The 19275-nt window shown below is 50.9% G+C and carries 17 protein-coding genes and 2 tRNA genes; 3 read left to right on the top strand and 16 right to left on the bottom strand.

Features of this window, described 5'->3' with window-relative positions; genetic code table 11:
- Positions 1–140: 140 nt before the first annotated feature.
- The 5 genes from prfC to ubiT form a co-directional block, all read right to left on the bottom strand.
- On the bottom strand, positions 141–1721 hold the full coding sequence (gene prfC / locus C9I98_RS13885; protein WP_107272104.1) for a peptide chain release factor 3: 1581 nt from the start codon (positions 1719–1721) through the stop codon (positions 141–143).
- Between the two features lie 190 nt (positions 1722–1911).
- On the bottom strand, positions 1912–2358 hold the full coding sequence (gene rimI, locus C9I98_RS13890; RefSeq protein WP_036825495.1) for a ribosomal protein S18-alanine N-acetyltransferase: 447 nt from the start codon (positions 2356–2358) through the stop codon (positions 1912–1914).
- Entirely contained in the window at positions 2348–2749 is a 402-nt protein-coding gene (locus C9I98_RS13895) for a DNA polymerase III subunit psi (protein ID WP_036825492.1), read from the bottom strand. Before C9I98_RS13895 ends, rimI begins: the two co-directional genes overlap by 11 nt.
- 130 nt (positions 2750–2879) lie before the next feature.
- Positions 2880–3383: a GNAT family N-acetyltransferase gene (locus C9I98_RS13900; RefSeq protein WP_107272105.1), complete on the bottom strand. Its 504-nt coding sequence runs from the start codon at positions 3381–3383 to the stop codon at positions 2880–2882.
- Positions 3373–3894, bottom strand: coding sequence for a ubiquinone anaerobic biosynthesis accessory factor UbiT (gene ubiT / locus C9I98_RS13905; protein WP_107272106.1), 522 nt, complete (start codon positions 3892–3894; stop codon positions 3373–3375). Before ubiT ends, C9I98_RS13900 begins: the two co-directional genes overlap by 11 nt.
- Positions 3895–4093: 199 nt before the next feature.
- On the opposite strand from ubiT, the gene C9I98_RS13910 reads away from it, so the two are divergent.
- From C9I98_RS13910 to C9I98_RS13920, 3 genes are all read left to right on the top strand, one after another.
- Positions 4094–6136, top strand: a complete 2043-nt coding sequence (locus C9I98_RS13910; RefSeq protein WP_036816149.1) for a sensor domain-containing protein — start codon at positions 4094–4096, stop codon at positions 6134–6136.
- Positions 6137–6300: 164 nt separating this feature from the next.
- Positions 6301–7308 carry a ubiquinone anaerobic biosynthesis protein UbiU gene (ubiU, locus tag C9I98_RS13915; protein ID WP_036816152.1) on the top strand — a complete coding sequence of 336 codons (1008 nt, stop codon included), beginning with the start codon at positions 6301–6303 and terminating at the stop codon, positions 7306–7308.
- A gap of 9 nt (positions 7309–7317) precedes the next feature.
- Positions 7318–8193 (top strand): U32 family peptidase, encoded by an 876-nt coding sequence (locus tag C9I98_RS13920; protein ID WP_036816155.1) that lies wholly within the window; start codon positions 7318–7320, stop codon positions 8191–8193.
- Positions 8194–8311: 118 nt separating this feature from the next.
- On the opposite strand, the gene nlpI is transcribed toward C9I98_RS13920, so the two are convergent.
- The 11 genes from nlpI to secG all read right to left on the bottom strand — a co-directional run bounded on the left by nlpI (position 8312) and on the right by secG (position 19178).
- Complete coding sequence (gene nlpI / locus C9I98_RS13925) at positions 8312–9238, bottom strand: lipoprotein NlpI (RefSeq protein WP_107272107.1); 927 nt, start codon at positions 9236–9238, stop codon at positions 8312–8314.
- A gap of 148 nt (positions 9239–9386) precedes the next feature.
- Positions 9387–11510 carry a polyribonucleotide nucleotidyltransferase gene (gene pnp / locus C9I98_RS13930; RefSeq protein ID WP_036816158.1) on the bottom strand — a complete coding sequence of 708 codons (2124 nt, stop codon included), beginning with the start codon at positions 11508–11510 and terminating at the stop codon, positions 9387–9389.
- A 248-nt stretch (positions 11511–11758) separates the two neighbouring features.
- Entirely contained in the window at positions 11759–12028 is a 270-nt protein-coding gene (gene rpsO / locus C9I98_RS13935; protein ID WP_005369538.1) for a 30S ribosomal protein S15, read from the bottom strand.
- A gap of 213 nt (positions 12029–12241) precedes the next feature.
- Entirely contained in the window at positions 12242–13192 is a 951-nt protein-coding gene (truB, locus tag C9I98_RS13940; protein ID WP_036816161.1) for a tRNA pseudouridine(55) synthase TruB, read from the bottom strand.
- A gap of 3 nt (positions 13193–13195) precedes the next feature.
- Positions 13196–13591, bottom strand: coding sequence for a 30S ribosome-binding factor RbfA (gene rbfA / locus C9I98_RS13945; RefSeq protein ID WP_036816164.1), 396 nt, complete (start codon positions 13589–13591; stop codon positions 13196–13198).
- 93 nt (positions 13592–13684) lie between these two features.
- On the bottom strand, positions 13685–16441 hold the full coding sequence (infB, locus tag C9I98_RS13950) for a translation initiation factor IF-2 (protein ID WP_036816166.1): 2757 nt from the start codon (positions 16439–16441) through the stop codon (positions 13685–13687).
- 26 nt (positions 16442–16467) lie between these two features.
- A complete protein-coding gene (nusA, locus tag C9I98_RS13955) occupies positions 16468–17955 on the bottom strand; it encodes a transcription termination factor NusA (RefSeq protein WP_036816167.1) in 1488 nt (495 codons plus the stop codon).
- Between the two features lie 22 nt (positions 17956–17977).
- On the bottom strand, positions 17978–18433 hold the full coding sequence (gene rimP / locus C9I98_RS13960; RefSeq protein WP_036816169.1) for a ribosome maturation factor RimP: 456 nt from the start codon (positions 18431–18433) through the stop codon (positions 17978–17980).
- A gap of 181 nt (positions 18434–18614) precedes the next feature.
- Positions 18615–18691: transfer RNA gene (locus C9I98_RS13965), tRNA-Met, on the bottom strand.
- Positions 18692–18749: 58 nt separating this feature from the next.
- Positions 18750–18834 (bottom strand) — tRNA-Leu (locus tag C9I98_RS13970).
- 11 nt (positions 18835–18845) lie between these two features.
- Complete coding sequence (secG, locus tag C9I98_RS13975) at positions 18846–19178, bottom strand: preprotein translocase subunit SecG (protein WP_036816171.1); 333 nt, start codon at positions 19176–19178, stop codon at positions 18846–18848.
- Between the last annotated feature and the right edge of the window lie 97 nt (positions 19179–19275).

Consider the following 19275-nt stretch of genomic DNA (forward strand, 5'->3'; position numbering starts at 1 on the left):
CAGCAGCATCCAATATGCACCAACCAGAATAATAGACTTGAATAAGAAGGAGATGTAAAGAGTTCACAAAAGAATAAAAAAAGCCGCCACAATTGTGACGGCTCTATCAGAGTGCTCTGTTTCAGTGCAGCGCTAAGCGATTAGTGCTCGCGGGTGGCACGGAACTCAACATCAGGGAAACGCTCTTTCGCCAGGTTCAAGTTAACCATGGTCGGTGCGATGTAACTCAGGTTATCGCCGCCATCCAACGCAAGGTTAGACTGATTCTTGCGCTTAAACTCTTCCAGCTTCTTCGCGTCGCCACACTCAACCCAGCGTGCCGTTGCCACGTTCACGCTTTCGTAGATAGCTTCGACGTTGTATTCCGCCTTAAGACGGGCAACAACCACATCAAACTGAAGCACACCAACCGCACCAACGATCAAGTCGTTGTTCTGTAGCGGACGGAATACCTGTACCGCACCTTCTTCCGATAGCTGAACCAAGCCTTTTAGTAGCTGCTTCTGCTTCAGTGGATCTTTCAGGCGGATACGGCGGAATAGCTCAGGTGCGAAGTTAGGGATACCCGCGAACTTCAAGCTTTCACCCTGGGTGAAGGTATCACCGATCTGGATAGTACCGTGGTTATGCAAACCGATAATGTCACCAGCGTAAGCATGCTCGGCGCGAGCACGGTCACCGGCCATGAAGGTTACCGCGTCCGAAATACTGACATTTTTGCCGGTACGCACGTGGTTCATTTTCATACCTTGGCTGTAAGTGCCCGATACGATACGCATGAAGGCAATACGGTCACGGTGCTTAGGATCCATGTTGGCCTGGATCTTAAACACGAAGCCCGAAAACTTCTCTTCCGTTGCTTCTACTTCACGCTCGTTTGCCTGACGCGGCATTGGCGCTGGCGCCCACTCCGTCAGGCCATCTAGCATATGGTCGACACCGAAGTTACCCAATGCGGTACCGAAATATACCGGGGTAAGCTCACCAGCCAGGAAGAGGTCGCGATCGAACTCAGGGCAAGCACCGATAACCAGCTCCAGCTCTTCACGCAACTGCTCAGCCAAGTCGGCACCCACTTGCTCGTCAAGCTCAGGGTTGTCTAGGCCCTTGATGATGCGCTCTTCCTGAATCGTGTGGCCTTGGCCGGTCGCGTACAGGATAGTCTCGTCACGGTGGATATGGTAAACACCCTTGAACTCCTTGCCACAACCAATTGGCCATGAAATTGGTGCACATGCGATGTTTAGCTCGCTTTCTACTTCATCCAGCAGTTCCATCGGATCGCGAATATCACGGTCCAATTTGTTCATGAAGGTCACGATCGGCGTATCACGCAGACGCGTTACTTCCATTAGCTTACGGGTACGATCCTCGACACCCTTCGCCGCATCGATAACCATCAGACAGGAGTCAACGGCTGTTAGGGTACGGTAGGTATCTTCCGAGAAGTCTTCGTGTCCCGGGGTATCAAGCAGGTTTACCAGACACTCGTTGTATGGGAACTGCATTACCGAGGTCGTTACCGAGATACCACGTTCTTTTTCCATCTCCATCCAGTCTGACTTAGCGTGCTGCTTAGAGCCGCGGCCTTTAACAGTACCGGCTTTCTGGATCGCGTTTCCGAATAACAGAACTTTTTCAGTAATGGTTGTTTTACCCGCATCCGGGTGAGAAATGATGGCAAACGTACGACGTTTGTTCACTTCAGGTAGAAAAGACATAGCGTTGATAATCCTGTGAGAGATTTCTCTGATTGAGCCTACCGCCCGCACTTTCATCAGCGGCACGGCAGCAGGTTCCAAATTGATTTTTAGGGTACAGGCCCAAAGATGGCGGAATTATACGCAAACTCCAGCCAAAGCGACAGTGCTAACACCGCCGGGGGACGCCCAAATGGCATCGGCCCCGATGCTATAGCATCATATAGGTCATGATCAGGGCATCCTCGCGCCCTGTCGGCGACGGGTAGTAACCTTCCCGGCGGTTGATTTCATTGAACCCCAAGGCTTCATACAACTGGTATGCGCAAACATTGCTCGCCCTCACCTCAAGCCAAACCTCCTCGGCTTGTTGTTGTTCCAGTTGCGCCAAAAAGCCTTCCAGCAATACCTTGCCGAAGCCCTTGCCCTGAAAAGCCGGATCAATGGCAATATTGAGCAGGGTTGCCTCGCCCGCCACCAGCTGGCCGAAGCAATAGCCAACCAATTTGCCGTCCACTTCGAGACCATAGTTGGCCGCAATTTTATTGGGTGACTGGCGAATTAATGATTCCGCCCATGGATAAGCGTGGGCCGCCTGCTCGATGCGCCAAACATCATCAAGGTGATGGGATTGTAGCGGTACAATGTTATGTGTCATAAGAACAAATCTGTTGCCAAAGGGCTTTTTTGCTTGCCGGTTGTGTATGCATTTGCTTCAAGGACACGGAGGTCAATAACTGGCATCCAGCAGGATGTGCCGATTCGCACCCGGCTACCCAGCACCAGACCAAGTGATGCTCTCGGATTTGCTCAATGGCCGACGGCGGCAAGCACAGCGCTTGCTCAGGGGTAAGCTTCATACTGCTGAGGATCTTGCCAAACAGCCAACGGTCATGCTCGTCCAGATCCTCGTTGCACACAAACAACACTTGGCACGACTCAGGCAAATCAATACTCGGCACTTCCATTTCCGGATAAAACGCAGGGTTACGAACCTGCCAGTAGGTCAGGCCTATTTCCTGCATTAGCTGCAAATCACGCTGTTTCATCCAGTCATTATCCTATCGGGTGTCACTTTTGAAGGGCGATACTACCAGATCTCCTGCTAAACGGAATTGCCCGCAGCGAAAAAAATACCACCTCGCGGTGGTATTTTCAGACTCGGTAGCCAAGGGGTGATTATAGCTCGGCAAACTCGCTGCTGTACTCGATGGTACCGGTCTTGCCCGCCAAAGTGCCCTCGGCCAACTCCAGCACCATGAACGCCTCTTCCGGCACAGGCCACTGACATGCCAAGCCGTGGTCAGCGGCTTTCACGAAGCCGACTTTCGGGTAATAGTCGCTATGGCCAAGTACCACCACAACCGGGTAGCCAAGCTCCAGCAAGGTTTGCTTGGCTTCTTCCATCAAGGCCTGTCCAATGCCCTGACGCTGGTATTCCGCCTTAACGGCAAGCGGCGCCAGCCCCTGCCAATTTTCATCCACACCGTCACGGGTTACCGGGCTGAAAAACAGATGGCCAACCACTTCGCCTTCATCACTGCATGCCACCAGCGATAGGGTGCGCTGACCATTCTCCCGCAACTTCATAACAAGCTTAGCTTCGGCTTCGGTCTCGAAAACCGACTTGAGCAGGGTATCGATCGGCAAGATATCTGCTGGGGCTTCAGTTCTAATGAGCATTCATGACCTCTTTTTGCTCGGCCGGCGATTGCATCCCTTTGTGGATGAAGTCGGCCGACTGCTGCAAGACAAATTTAACAGGTGCCGGAAGTGAGTCCAGATCGATGCTATCCATCAGGTTCTTCACTTCCAAGCCTAATTCGGTGTCACCCTCAATACGAAGGCGACGCTGGAAGAACAGTGTATCAGGATCTTCCTTGCGCGCGGCAATTAATACCAGATCATTGCATTCGCCGCTAAAACTCACGTCTTCTTGTTCAATATGCTCGGCCACCACCAGCTTCTCATCTTGGTAGCTGATGAACCACTGCAACCCCAAATCGCGTACTTCAACCTTCAGCCAACGATCTTCCAGGAATTCGAAATCCCCATCTTCAAGGGCTTCCTTGAATACCATTGCCAAGCCTTCCAGCATGACTTTCTTTTGAACGGGAAACGGCGTTAGCTTCGCAGGTACACGTAAAATTGACGGACCATGCTGCACCATGTGCTTTCTTAGTTGAGCAATCACTATTTATTTTCCTGTATGGGTCGCAATCCTCCGATTGTATGGCAAGACTAGACATGCTTTTTATGCCTTGAGTCAAAAAATAGGCGTCTGTTATGGCAAAGTTTGGAAATAGTCATGAAACACGGGTTATAGTTACCAACAACACACACTTGCCGTCTTGCAGTGATCAGGCAAAAAATACGGACATACGTAAGCACCCATGCCAACCGAGCAACTCAACTACTGGTTTCCCCTACTGACCGATAACAGCCCGTTTCTTTTTGCGGTGCTGGATCCAAGCCATAACTACTTGGTCGTCAACAACCGCTATTGCGAAGTCAGCGGGCTAGAGCGTGACGAGCTGGTTGGCCGCAACGATGTCGATGTGCTCGGTCAGGCTTTCTACCAATCGATGCGCCCTTATTACCAGCGGGCCTTCAACGGTGAAACCATTGAAAGCGAGGTCGTCTTGGACGACAACCGCCACGATACCAGCATGCACTTCAGCCTGGCACCGCTGCGCAACCAAGCCGGTGATGTCAGCCATATCGTGCTGCATTGCGCCGATACCTCAGAGCGCCAGGTACTGGTTAACTCACTGCATGAAATCGAGCACCAGCTGCAACACCTCAACCAGATGATCACCGATGGCAGCTGCGTGGTCGAAGGCAACACCATCATCAGCGCCAACAAAAAAGCCGCCGAATTGCTTGGATTCGACTCCGCCGGCGAGCTTAAGGGGGAAGAACTAGGGCGGTTGCTGTTTGATAGCCACAGCAAGCAGCTGCTTGGCAATCAAATCAATAAGCTAAGCAACGGCGAGGCACGCAGTTGCCATACCCACTCCCGCAGCAAGGAAGCCCAGCCCCTGCTCATTTCAGCCTCGGATATTACCCTGCTAAACTCCCCGGCGAAGCTGGTTTTGCTCCAAGCACAGCCAGAGCCGGCCCAAGCTAAACTCGACCAAGGCAAATTTGAACAATTGGCCCATACCGATCCCCTGACCGGTTTGTACAACCGCCACGGCTTCAGCCGCCAGCTGGAACAATTGATCGCCAACGAAACCCCGCTGGTGATGTTGTACCTGGATATTGATAACTTCAAGAACATCAACGACTCGCTGGGCCACCACATTGGCGACCGCGTACTGCAGGAAATCTCGCAGCGGCTGGAGCGCCTGCTGCCGAACAATGCCGTTCTGGGCCACCTTAGCGGTGACGAGTTTGCCGTGCTGCTGCCCAACCCCGAGCATGCACGCACCGGCGAGCTAACCTCGCAGCAAATTATCTCGTTGATTAACCAGCCTTTTGATCTCCACCACTTTAGCAAGCACTTGGCCTGCTCTATCGGCATGGTGAGCTACCCCGGCGATGGCAACGATGCCCGCATCTTGCTGCAAAACGCCGATACCGCCATGTACGAGGCGAAGAACCGTGGTCGCAACCGGTTGGTGAAGTTCAGCGAGGAGATGAACAAAGAAGCGCGAATGCAGCTGTGGCTGGAAATTGAGCTTCAGAAAGCCCTGCAAAACAACGGACTTGAAGTATGGTACCAGCCCAAGGTCAATGCCCGTGACTTTGCCATTGATGGGGCCGAGGCATTGGTGCGCTGGAAGCACCCGGTTGAGGGCTACATCAGCCCGGGCCAATTTATCCCGGTGGCGGAGCGCTCCGGCCTTATCGAACAACTTGGCCAAGTGGTGATGCGCGAAGTATTTACCACGGTCCGGAAATGGAAAGAGCACGGATTGCTGACCGGCAAGGTGGCCATCAACCTTTCGCCGCAACAGTTTGGCAACCCGAACCTGATCGCCTTTGTTGACAAGCTTCGCAAGAGTACCGGCGTTAACCCGAATGATATCACCTTCGAGCTGACCGAGAGCGCGGTAATGAGCGACGGGGAACATACCATCCAAATGCTCAATGCCATCAAGAAGCTAGGCTTCTCGCTATCGATTGACGACTTTGGTACCGGCTATTCATCACTGTCTTACTTGGCGCGCTTCCCGCTCGATGAGCTTAAAATCGACCGTGCCTTTATCAAAGACATCGAGACCGTGCCAAAGCAGGTTACCTTGATTGAGAACATCATTAACCTGGGCAAGTCGCTCAATATGAGTGTGGTGGCCGAAGGGGTGGAAACCCGCCAGCAGGCAACCCTACTGTCAAACCTCAACTGCAACTCGATCCAAGGCTTCCACTTCTATAAGCCGGCACCGAAAAACGAGCTTGAGGCTATCTTGCACAAGCACGCCCGCCACTAGGCCGCGCACCTGCATTCGTTAACGAGGTATAACCCCTTGTGATAAAAATGCAAAATAAGTTGTCCTAAATCAACAAAAACCTGCCTGACATCAAAACACGGGGGCAATACGCCCCCTACTATTTGTTCCATAACTTTATTCCAACACTGGTAGATAAAAATAATATGGAGCTACTTTGCCCCGCCGGTAACCTGCCGGCGCTGAAAACTGCCATTGATAACGGTGCAGATGCGGTATATATCGGCTTTAAAGACGATACCAACGCGCGCCATTTTGCAGGACTCAATTTTACAGGTCGCAAACTTGAAAAAGCGGTGCAATATGTACGTGATCACGATAGAAAACTGCATGTTGCCTTAAACACCTTTGCTCACCCAGACGGCTTCGAACGCTGGCGCAAGGCAGTAGACAACGCAGCAGCCATGGGGGTAGACGCCCTGATCGTGGCCGACATCGCCGTACTGGATTATGCCGCGACCAACTACCCGGATCTCGAGCTACACCTTTCGGTACAGGCCTCAGCCACCAATGTGGCTGCGATTGATTTCTACAAGCAGAACTTCAATGTCAAGCGGGTGGTACTGCCACGCGTGCTGTCTATCCACCAAGTGAAGCAGCTGGCCCGCAATACCGATGTCGAACTGGAAGTTTTCGCCTTCGGCAGCCTGTGCATTATGTCGGAGGGACGCTGCTACCTGTCGTCCTACATGACGGGCGAGTCGCCAAACACGGTTGGCGCTTGCTCGCCGGCCAAGTTTGTGCGCTGGCAAGAAACCGCAACGGGGTTGGAATCACGCCTTAACGAAGTGTTGATCGACCGTTACGCCCATGGCGAAAACGCCGGTTACCCCACCTTGTGCAAAGGCCGCTTCGATGTGAACCTTGATGGCGAAAACCGCCGTTACCATGCCCTGGAAGAGCCGACCAGCCTCAACACTCTTGAGATCCTGCCCGAGCTATTCAAGGCCAATATCTCATCGGTCAAAATCGAAGGCCGCCAGCGCAGCCCTGCCTATGTTGAGCAAGTCACGAAGACTTGGCGAGCAGCGATTGACCGCTACAAGGCAAACCCAGAAAGCTACAGCGTTGAGCCGGCTTGGAACAGCTGCCTTGGCAACGTGTCCGAAGGCAAGCAAACCACCCTTGGTGCTTACCACCGTAAATGGCAATAAGGAGCCAACATGAAATACTCCCTTGGCCCCCTGCTGTACTTCTGGCCAAAGACCGACGTTGAAGATTTCTACCAACAGGCAAAAAACAGCAATACCGACATTATCTATTTGGGTGAAACGGTATGCTCGAAACGCCGCGAAATGAAGCCCGCGCACTGGATGGAAATAGCCAAAGACATTTCGGCAACGGGTAAGCAGGTCGTCCTATCGACCATGGCCTTGCTGGAAGCACCAAGCGAAGTCAATGTGATGAAAAAGTACATTGATAACGGTGACTTCATTGTCGAGGCCAATGACGTGTCGGCTATCCAGTTGGCGCACGAGTCTAAGGTGCCGTTTGTGGTTGGCCCGGCAATCAACTGCTACAACGCCCAAACCCTGAACTTGTTTTTGAAAAAAGGCATGACCCGCTGGTGCATGCCGGTGGAGCTATCTCGCGAATGGCTGCAAAACGTGGTCACCGAATGTGAGCGGATGGGGATCCGCGACAAGTTCGAGACCGAAGTCTTTAGCTATGGCTACCTGCCACTGGCCTATTCCGCGCGCTGCTTTACCGCCCGCGCCGAGGATCGCGCCAAAGACGACTGCGAAACCTGCTGTATCAAGTACCCAACCGGGATCACGGTCAACAGCCAGGAAGAGCAGAAGGTCTTCACCCTCAATGGTATCCAAACCCAGTCTGGCTACTGCTACAACCTGATCAATGATCAGCAAGGAATGGGTGGCCTTGTGGACGTGGTGCGACTCAGCCCATTGGGCGTCGATACCTTGTCGCTGGTGGATGACTTCCGCAACAACAAAGAGGGGGCAACCCAGCACCCGCTTGAAGGCGGGCACCACTGCAACGGTTACTGGCATAACCTTGCCGGCCTCAATATCGAATAGCGATTACGCCCGTTCGATACCCGAAAATAAACAAAGCCGCGATAATCGCGGCTTTGTTATATATCAACGGTGTTAACCAGTAAGGCTGATCAAACACTGATGTAGGTTGGTATTAACCTTAGTTGTTTGCCTCGCCTTCAACAACGGGCTCGGGTGCTTGCTCTGGGGCAGGCAGGCTTTGGTTGGCCTCGTTCATTAGCCTGCTCAGTTCAAGCGTGGCAAAGCGGTGCTCGACAAACTCATAGACGTTGCCAGCCAGCGTGAGCTTATACAGCATCAAGGCTGCCGGGTAGTCCTTGTTGTAATGGTAGAGCTTGCCCATATAGAAGTAGGCTTCGGTTAGGCGCTCTGCCAGCATATCGTTGTCTTCGCTCTCAACCGCGATTTGACGCAGGAACTCGCCTTCAGTGATGTCGTTGAGGTAATAACGAACAATTTGCCAACCCCAATCTTGCTTATCGCTGGCTTCAAAGCGGTTACGCAACTTCTCCTGCGCCATTTCTGGATCTTGTTCCAGCTCAACCAGGTACAGCCAAATCACCCGGTACGGATCATTGATGTGCTGCTGGTAATGGGCGTTAAGATCATCAAATGCCAAGGCGTAGCGGCCACCGTAGTACAAGGCAATCCCGCGATTGCGCTGGGCAAAAGGATGGCGGACATTCAATTCCAGCGTCGAGTCAAACGCTTCATAGGCGGCATCGAAATGGGCACTCTGGGTAAAGTAAACGCCCAGAATATTGAAGACGTCAGGCTGATCGGGCTTGAGCGACAATGACTGGTTGAAGTCCAATCGCGCCAAGTCACGCAACCCCAAGCTATCGTGCAACAGGCCGCGCTCGTAATACACCTGGGCAAGCGTCTGATTATCGAGATCATCACGCTTTAATAACTGGTCAATACGAGCCAACTGGATCTGCTGCTGGATCGTCGGCTGGAAAGGCACAGCCATAGGCGGCTGGGTCCATTGGGAATTGGGTGATGAGCAACCAGCCAGCATCATGGCCAATGCCAGGCAAGCAATTTTTATCCTGTTTGCAAACAATGCAATTCTCCCTAGGGTGGATACGACGGACTGTGTATGTCTATCTCTAGCATATACCATTCGGGCCATCATAATGGCGTGGTAATGCGAATAGCAATAAAAAAAGGGGCTGAATAGCCCCTTTATATCATGCTTTTAGAAAAAAGACTTATGCTTCTGGCTTCGCGTCGCCAGCGGGTGCTGGGTTCTGCTCTGCCTGTGCTTCTTTCATACTTAGACGGATACGGCCCTGACGGTCGATCTCAAGTACTTTAACCTGTACTTCCTGACCCATTTCTAGGTGGTCAGCCACTTTCTCGATGCGCTCCTGAGAGATCTGAGAAATGTGTACTAGGCCTTCCTTCGCACCGATAACAGATACGAACGCACCGAAGTCAACGATACGCATTACTTTACCTGTGTAGATACGGCCAACTTCAACGTCGGCAGTGATCTCTTCGATACGGCGGATAGCTTCTTTCGCAGCAGTACCTTCGGTTGCAGCGATCTTCACTGTACCGTCGTCTTCGATTTCGATAGTTGTACCCGTTTCTTCAGTTAGAGCACGGATAACTGCACCACCCTTACCGATAACATCTTTGATCTTCTCTGGGTTGATCTTCAATGTGTGGATACGTGGCGCGAACTCAGAAATCTCTTCGCGAGGTGCGTTGATTGCTTCGTCCATCACGCCAAGGATGTGCGTACGCGCACCTTTCGCTTGGTTTAGTGCAATCTGCATGATTTCTTTAGTGATACCTTCGATCTTGATATCCATCTGCAGTGCAGTGATACCGTCTTCAGTACCCGCTACTTTGAAGTCCATGTCGCCTAGGTGGTCTTCGTCACCCAGGATGTCAGAAAGAACTACGAAGTCGTCGCCTTCTTTAACAAGACCCATTGCGATACCCGCAACAGATGCCTTGATTGGCACACCAGCGTCCATAAGGGCTAGAGAAGTACCACATACAGAAGCCATTGAAGATGAACCGTTAGATTCAGTGATTTCCGATACTACACGTACTGTGTATGGGAATTCGTCAACAGAAGGCATTACCGCTGCAATACCACGCTTAGCTAGCTTACCGTGGCCGATTTCACGACGCTTAGGTGAACCAACAAAGCCAGTCTCACCCACACAGTATGGAGGGAAGTTGTAGTGCAGTAGGAAGTGGTCTTTACGCTCACCAGTTAGCTCGTCGATGATCTGAGCATCGCGCTGAGTACCAAGCGTAGCGGTAACTAGCGCCTGAGTCTCACCACGGGTAAATAGTGAAGAACCGTGAGTACGTGGCAATACGCCAGTGCGTACGTCTAGGGCACGAACCATGTCTTTTTCACGGCCGTCGATACGTGGGTTGCCAGCAATGATGCGGCTACGTACAACGTTTTTCTCTAGCGAACCAAGCATGCCGCGGATTTCGCGCTCATCCAATGTTTCGTCTTGTGCAAGAAGCGCTTCAACCGCTTCGTTCTTGATAACGCCAACTTGCTCGTAACGCGCCATTTTTTCAGTGATCTGGTACGCTTCAGTCAGGCGAGCTTCTGCAAGTTCTGCAATGCGAGCCTTAAGCTCGGTGTTCACTGCAGGCGCTTCCCATTCCCATGCTGGAGTAGCAACTTCAGCTGCGAATTCGTTGATTGCGTTGATAACAACTTGCTGCTGGTCGTGACCGTAAACAACAGCTTGTAGCATCTGCTCTTCAGACAGGCGGTCAGCTTCTGACTCAACCATTAGTACTGCGCTTTCAGTACCTGCAACAACAAGGTCTAGCTTGCTTTCTTCAAGCTCAGTGTTGCTTGGGTTAAGCACGAACTGGTCGTTAACGTAACCTACGCGTGCTGCACCGATTGGACCGTTGAACGGGATACCAGAAATTGCAAGCGCTGCAGAAGTACCGATCATAGTCACGATGTCAGGCTGTACGTCTGGGTTCACAGAAACCACAGTGGCGATAACCTGTACTTCGTTTTTGAATGCATCTGGGAATAGCGGACGAATTGGACGGTCAATCAGACGGGCTGTTAGTGTTTCGCCTTCAGATGGACGACCTTCACGCTTGAAGAAACCACCAGGGATTTTACCTGCAGCGTAAGTACGCTCTTGGTAGTTTACCGTTAGCGGGAAGAAGTCTTGACCTTCGACAGCTTCTTTCTTACCAACCACAGAAACGAATACAGATGTATCGTCCATGCTAACCATAACAGCAGCGGTCGCCTGACGCGCCATAACACCAGTTTCGATGGTAACCGTGTGGTTACCGTACTGGAAAGTCTTTACGATAGGATTCACGTGAATTTCCTTAATATTATTCCGCTTTCTATTTGCGCCGTTAAGTATATCTGACACAAGGAAAAGCGTCATGTGATGAAAGGCACTTTAGCGTAATTTCACGTATCGCGACTAATGAAAATTCCCTCTTTGAGGACGAACTGTCATTAGCCGCGACCTGAAGGTCGACGAAAACGACTCGTGTTATTACAAACTGAGGTGCGCTAATAAAAAGAAAGGAGCCATTCGGCTCCTTTCAGAAAGCAATCTTAGCGACGTAGGCCTAGACGCTTGATTAGGTCTTGGTAGCGATCTAGGTTCTTACCTTTTAGGTAGTCTAGAAGCTTACGACGACGAGAAACCATGCGTAGTAGACCGCGACGGCTGTGGTGGTCGTGCTTGTGGTTAGCAAAGTGACCTTGAAGGTGGTTGATCTGTGCTGTTAGCAAAGCAACCTGAACTTCAGGAGAACCAGTGTCGTTTTCGCACTGCGCGTATTCAGCAACGATTGCTGCTTTAGTTTCTGCATTCAGAGACATAACTCATTCCTAATACAAAGATGTTTCTAATTTGTGCCAGCCAATCTCTGATTCAGCCGACACCCGAGCCGCGGATTATACGTGTAGGCCGCCATGACTACAAGCGAATATTGGGTAGAAAAGCACCTGAAATAAAAGAACCGAATACCACTGGGTGTATTCGGCTCTAGCATTTAGCAAAAAGGCATTTCAGTTCAAACTGTTAGGTACAGATTATTGCTGGGTCTGCTTATTCGCCATCACACGCTTCGGTGCCAGCATGCCGTCTTGGTCGATCACACCCACGCCAATGAACTCTTTCTGCTCGGCAACGGTGATGCGAACCAAGGTACCTTCGGCAGGCACGCGGCCAGCTTGTACCGGGTTGCCGTTAAGGATATACACGGCCAGCGCCGGGGTAATATTCACTTCAGGCAGATCCTGCACCGCCGTATCAGTTGGCAGCAGCAACGGGTCCAATAGCTCAGAAGGCGAAATGTCTTGCTCCTTTGCCTGCTCAAGCAAAGCTTCAAGCTGCTCGATGGTCACCATGCGCGCCATCGGGAAGTTTGAAACACCGGTACGACGCAAGTAAGTCACGTGGGCACCGCAGCCTAACATCTCGCCAAGATCGTCAACGATGGTACGGATGTACGTGCCTTTTGACACGTGCAGTTCCATTTCCACTTCGTTATCACTAAAGCGCAGCAGCTCAACCGAATAAACCGTGATTTTGCGCGATTCGCGTGGGACTTCAATCCCCTCACGCGCGTATTCGTAGAGCTTACGGCCTTGGTATTTCAATGCCGAGTACATCGACGGAATTTGGTCTGTCGTACCACGGAACTTGGCAATACAGCGCTCAAGCTGACCGCGATCCACTTTGACTTCACGCGTTTCAACCACTTCGCCGTCAGAGTCGGAGGTGTCAGTACGCTCCCCCAACTTGGCGATCACGCGGTAGCGCTTGTCTGAATCGAGCAAGAACTGTGAGAACTTGGTACCCTCACCGAAACAAATCGGCAGCATGCCCGTCGCTAAAGGATCCAATGCGCCTGTATGACCGGCTTTTTGGGCAAAAAAGATACGCTTCACTTTTTGCAGCGTATCGTTTGAGCTGATACCCGTTGGCTTATCTACCAGGATAACACCGTCAATAGGACGGCCCTTACGACGACGTGCCATGCCTTATTCCTCGCCTTCTGCTTCTTCGTCACCGCGGCGATCTTCATCGTCACGCACGGCTTTAGATACCAAGTTAGAAATACGCATACCTTCAGTCAAAGACTTGTCGAAGATAAAGTTCAACTCTGGTGTTACACGCAGGCGGATCTGCTTACCAAGCAGCGAGCGGATGTAAGGGGCCATTTCGCGCAGGGCTTCTAGGCTACCTTCAGGGGTTTGCTCACCGATAGTCAGGAAAGTGACATACACTTTCGCGTAACCCATATCGCGAGACACTTCAACGCTTGAAATCGTCGCCATGCCAATGCGCGGGTCTTTTAGTTCGCGCTGTAGGATCACCGCCAACTCTTTTTGTAGCTGCTGCGCAACGCGCTGGGTGCGGCTAAACTCTTTAGACATCATTCCTCTCTTAGAGAAAACTCTCTTGAAAGAATGGGGAGCCGAAGCTCCCCATAAAATTACTTGTTATAAAACAGCTTGTTGCCCTTGTTATTAGTCAAGAGTACGCTGAATTTCAACAATTTCGTAAACTTCGATCTGGTCACCAACGCGAACATCATTGTAGTTCTTAACGCCGATACCACACTCGTAGCCGTTCTTAACTTCTTGTACGTCATCTTTGAAGCGACGTAGTGATTCTAGCTCACCTTCGTAGATAACAACGTTATCACGCAGTACGCGGATTGGGTTGCTACGCTTAATGATACCTTCCGTTACCATACAGCCCGCGATAGCACCAATCTTAGGTGACTTGAACACATCACGAACTTCAGCAAGACCGATGATCTCCTGCTTGAATTCAGGAGAAAGCATACCGCCCATTGCCGCTTTCACTTCGTCAATCAGCTGGTAGATGATTGAGTAGTAGCGTAGGTCTAGGTTCTCGGTATCAACTGTACGACGAGCTGATGCATCAGCACGAACGTTGAAGCCAAGGATGATAGCGTTAGATGCTGCTGCAAGTACTGCGTCAGTTTCTGTGATACCACCTACACCAGAACCAACGATGTTAACTTTAACTTCGTCAGTAGACAGCTTGCGTAGTGAGTCAGCAATCGCTTCTACAGAACCCTGTACGTCTGCTTTCAGTACCACGTTAAGTTCAGCAACTTCGCCTGCCGCCATGTTAGAGAACATGTTCTCTAGTTTCGCTTTCTGCTGGCGAGCCAGTTTCACGTCACGGAATTTACCCTGACGGTATAGTGCTACTTCACGTGCTTTACGCTCGTCACGAACAACAGTGGCTTCGTCACCAGAAGAAGGCACACCAGAAAGACCTAGGATCTCAACTGGGATAGACGGGCCTGCAGTTTCGATTTCTTTACCAAGCTCATCGCGCATTGCACGAACACGACCGTGCTCAAGGCCACAAAGAACGATATCGCCCTTACGTAGCGTACCTTCCTGAACAAGGACAGTTGCAACTGGACCACGACCTTTATCTAGGCGTGATTCAACAACAACACCCTTCGCCATGCCTTCAGCAACAGCAGTCAGTTCAAGAACTTCTGCTTGTAGAAGGATAGACTCAAGTAGGCCATCGATGTTGGTACCCTGCTTCGCAGAGATGTGTACGAAGATGTTCTCGCCGCCCCACTCTTCTGGGATAACGTCGTACTGAGCTAGCTCATTCTTAACGTTGTCTGGGTTTGCATCTTCTTTATCGATCTTGTTCACAGCAACAATCAGAGGAACGCCTGCCGCTTTCGCGTGCTGGATTGCCTCAACTGTCTGTGGCATCACGCCATCGTCTGCTGCAACAACAAGAACAACGATATCTGTCGCCTGAGCACCACGAGCACGCATTGCGGTAAACGCGGCGTGTCCCGGAGTATCAAGGAAGGTGATCATGCCGTTGTCGGTTTCAACGTGGTATGCACCGATATGCTGGGTAATACCACCCGCTTCGCCCGAAGCAACGTGTGCTTTACGGATGTAGTCAAGTGTTGACGTCTTACCGTGGTCAACGTGACCCATAATAGTTACAACCGGCGCACGAGGAACAACAGCTAGGTTCTCGTCACGGTCAGATAGTACCGCTTCTTCCAGCTCGTTCTCTTTGCGTAGGATTACCTTGTGACCCATTTCTTCCGCTACAAGTGCAGCAGTTTCTTGGTCGATAACCTGGTTGATGGTTGCCATTGCACCCATCTTCATCATCACTTTGATAACTTCAACGCCTTTAACAGACATCTTGTTAGCAAGTTCTGAAACAACGATAGTTTCGCCGATAACAACGTCTTGCTTAGCAACGGTTGCCGTCTTATCGAAACCGTGCTGCTGCATTGAGCTAGGCTTGCTCATCTGCTGCTTGCCGCGACCGCGTTGGTTACGACCACCGCGTGCGTTACGATCGTCTTGCTTACCGCCAGCTTTCTTCTTCTTGCGACGGCGACCGCCTTCTTCTTTGCGATCCTGCTCGTCTTCCGCTGCGCGTGCGTAGCTAGACGTTGTAGTATGGTAGTCTGCTTTATCCATATTACCTTTTTCCTGGTCAGGTTTTGACCAGTTCTTTTCGTTCATTTCTGCCATTTTGCGTGCCTCTTCTAGCTGACGCTGACTCTCTTCTTCGGCTTTACGCTTGGCTTCCTCTTCCCGGCGACGTTGGAGCGCCTCGGCTTCTTTCTTAGCCTGTTCATCAGCGGCGGCGCGTTTTGCTTTTTCTTCAGCTAAACGCTTGTCTTCAGCGTCACGAGATTGCTTATCCTCAGCAACTTGTTCGGCCTTTAGTTCTGCTTCTTGCTTAGCCTTTTCGTCGGCTAAACGCTTTTCTTCAGCGGCGCGCTGCTCGGCTTGTTCAGCCTCACGCTTCGCCTGCTCTTCTGCTTCACGCTTGGCAGCTTCTTCGGCTGCACGTTGAGCGGCTTCGTCAGCTTCACGCTTGGCAGTTTCTTCTGCCTGGCGTTTCGCTTCTTCAGCAGCGCGCTGTTCTTCTTCAAGCGCAGAACGTTTGACGTAGGTACGCTTTTTACGCACTTCTACCTGAACACTTTTACTTTTGCCGCCAGTACCCGAAACACTTAGCGTGCTTCGAGTTTTACGTTGCAAAGTAAGGCGTGTAGGAGCCTCGCCAGCACTGCTATCACCACCGTGCTCTTTCTTAAGGTGGGCTAGCAGGGACTGCTTTTCCTGTTGGCTTACGCTTTCTTCAGCTTTCTTGCTGATACCAGCATCGGCGAACTGTTGAAGCAAACGGTCAATTGGCGTACCAATTTCCTCGGCTAGTGCTTTAACTGTAACCTCTGACATGCTGCTTCTCCCTTGCGTATAAAATTTTATGCTTCGTCACTGAACCAGCAAATGTTACGAGCAGCCATGATCAGCTCACCCGCTTTAGCTTCGTCGATACCTTCGATGTCAGTAAGATCGTCGGTAGCTTGGTCTGCTAGGTCTTCCAGTGTCGCAACACCTTTTGCAGCCAGTTTGAACGCAAGCTCACGCTCTAGGCCGTCAAGACCTAGTAGGTCTTCTGCCGGTTCAACGCCTTCAAAAGATTCTTCCTGAGCAAGAGCTAGGGTAGTCAGTGCTTCTTTAGCACGGTTACGAAGTTCGTCTACCGTGTCTTCATCAAGACCGTCGATTGCCATCAGCTCAGCAACAGGCACGTAAGCAATTTCTTCTAGTGTCGTGAAGCCTTCTTCAACAAGTACTGTTGCGAAGTCTGCATCGATGTCTAGGTGCTTAGAGAAAACCTCAATTGACTCTTGCGCTTCTTCCTGGTGCTTCTTCTGTAGATCTTCTACTGTCATTACATTCAGTTCCCAGCCAGTTAGCTGAGACGCTAGGCGAATGTTCTGACCACTACGGCCGATTGCCTGAGCAAGGTTGTCCTTCTCAACAGCAATATCCATAGTGTGGTTGTCTTCATCAACGATGATAGAGCTAACTTCAGCTGGTGCCATTGCGTTGATAACGAACTGAGCTGGGTTTTCGTCCCAAAGTACGATATCGATACGCTCGCCGCCAAGCTCGCCAGAAACAGCCTGAACACGTGCGCCGCGCATACCAACACATGCACCAACAGGGTCGATACGCTTGTCGTTAGTCTTCACTGCGATTTTCGCACGAGAACCTGGATCGCGAGCCGCGCCCATTAGTTCAATCATCTCTTCGCCGATTTCTGGCACTTCAATGCGGAATAGTTCAGACAGCATCTCTGGCTTAGAGCGAGTCATGAACAACTGGAAACCACGCGCTTCAGGGCGAACTGCATATAGCAGACCACGAACACGGTCACCCGGGCGGAAGTTTTCGCGAGGCAGCTGGTCATCACGCTGGATAACAGCTTCAGCATTGTTACCAAGGTCAATGATAACAGCATCACGGTTAACTTTCTTGACCACACCAGTGATTAGCTCACCTTCGTTGTCAATAAACTGTTCAACGATCTGCGCGCGCTCGGCTTCACGTACCTTCTGTACGATTACCTGCTTCGCCGTTTGCGTAGTGATACGGTCAAACGTAACAGATTCGATCTGATCTTCGATGTAGCCATCAAGCTCGATAGTTTCGTCATCGAACTTGGCCGCTTCCAAAGTAATTTCCAGCGTAGGCTGAGTTACTTCTTCAACAGCTTTCCAACGACGGAACGTTTCAAATTCGCCAGTTTTACGGTCGATTTCTACACGAACTTCAATTTCTGCTTCGTATTTTTTCTTTGTTGCTGTTGCTAGTGCAATCTCAAGTGCTTCGAAGATACGCTCACGAGGAACAGCTTTTTCGTTGGATACCGCTTCAACGACAGCCAAGATTTCTTTGTTCATTTCTAATGCCCCAATTTAGCGGTTAGAATTTTGGAACCAGGTTGGCCTTGGAAATATTGCTCAGTGCAAATGTTTCTTCATTGCCATCAACTTTTAGCGTGACTAGCTCGCCGTCAACGGCAATGATGTCACCTTTCCACTTACGACGGTTGCCCATCGCCATTTTCAACACTAGGCTGACCTCGTGGCCAATAAACTGTTGGTAATGCGCGGCTTTAAATAGCGGCCTTTCTAGACCAGGGGAAGACACCTCCAGGTTGTAAGCAACCGTGATTGGATCTTCAACATCCATCACCGCACTGATCTGGCGGCTAACTTCGGCACAATCATCAACGTTAATCCCGTTTTCATGATCAATGAACACACGTAGTGTCGAGTGCTCACCGGCGCGAATAAATTCCAAACCCACTAGCTCGTAGCCTGTTGCCGTTACCGGCGCCTCAAGCAGTTCGGTCAATTGCATCTCTAAAGCTGTCAAAACAACCCCCCGGAAACAAAAAAAGGGCTATAAAGCCCAGTAGATACCTGAATGGTCATGTTTCAGATAATAAAAAACCCCGAATTACGGGGTTTTTTATCACTGGACCCTGATTATCACAACACTGAGCTGTGATAGAAAAAACTGACGTCCTTAATAGGATAGTCGCTTTTTCGGAAAGTGGTTGCGGGGGCCGGATTTGAACCGACGACCTTCGGGTTATGAGCCCGACGAGCTACCAAGCTGCTCCACCCCGCGTCCGTAATCTGAAGGCGATTATATCGCTCAGATGTTACTCTTTCAAGTAACAGAATAATGGTGCCGAGAAGGGGACTTGAACCCCTACACCTTGCGGCACTAGCACCTCATGCTAGCGTGTCTACCAATTTCACCATCTCGGCTAAATCTTTAATTACTGAGGAATATCACTGTTTGCAGGTACATTCTCAGTTGGTTCTGCAACTTGCTCAGTCGCTGGGGCGCTTAGGTCTTCCCAACCACTGGTTTGGTTTGCATCTTTCGCGCTCATGTTACCTAGAACAAGGCTAATAACGAAAAACACAGTTGCAAAAATTGCAGTCATTCGGGTTAGAAAGTTTCCAGAGCCGCTCGCGCCAAACAGGGTTCCTGATGCGCCAGCCCCAAATGAAGCTCCCATATCTGCGCCTTTACCTTGTTGAACCAAAACTAGGCCAATTACACCAAGCGCAGCCAACAGATAAATCACAAGTAGAATTTCGTACATGGGTTCCACCTATGGTTAAGTTGTTGTGCCGGCTTTGCTTTAGCAGTGCCAGCGCACTCCTTTATCAGGAGCGGAATGAATACTAGCGAAAGCCATC

Source organism: Photobacterium sanctipauli (genome assembly GCF_003026495.1).
Taxonomy (GTDB): Bacteria; Pseudomonadota; Gammaproteobacteria; order Enterobacterales; family Vibrionaceae; genus Photobacterium; species Photobacterium sanctipauli.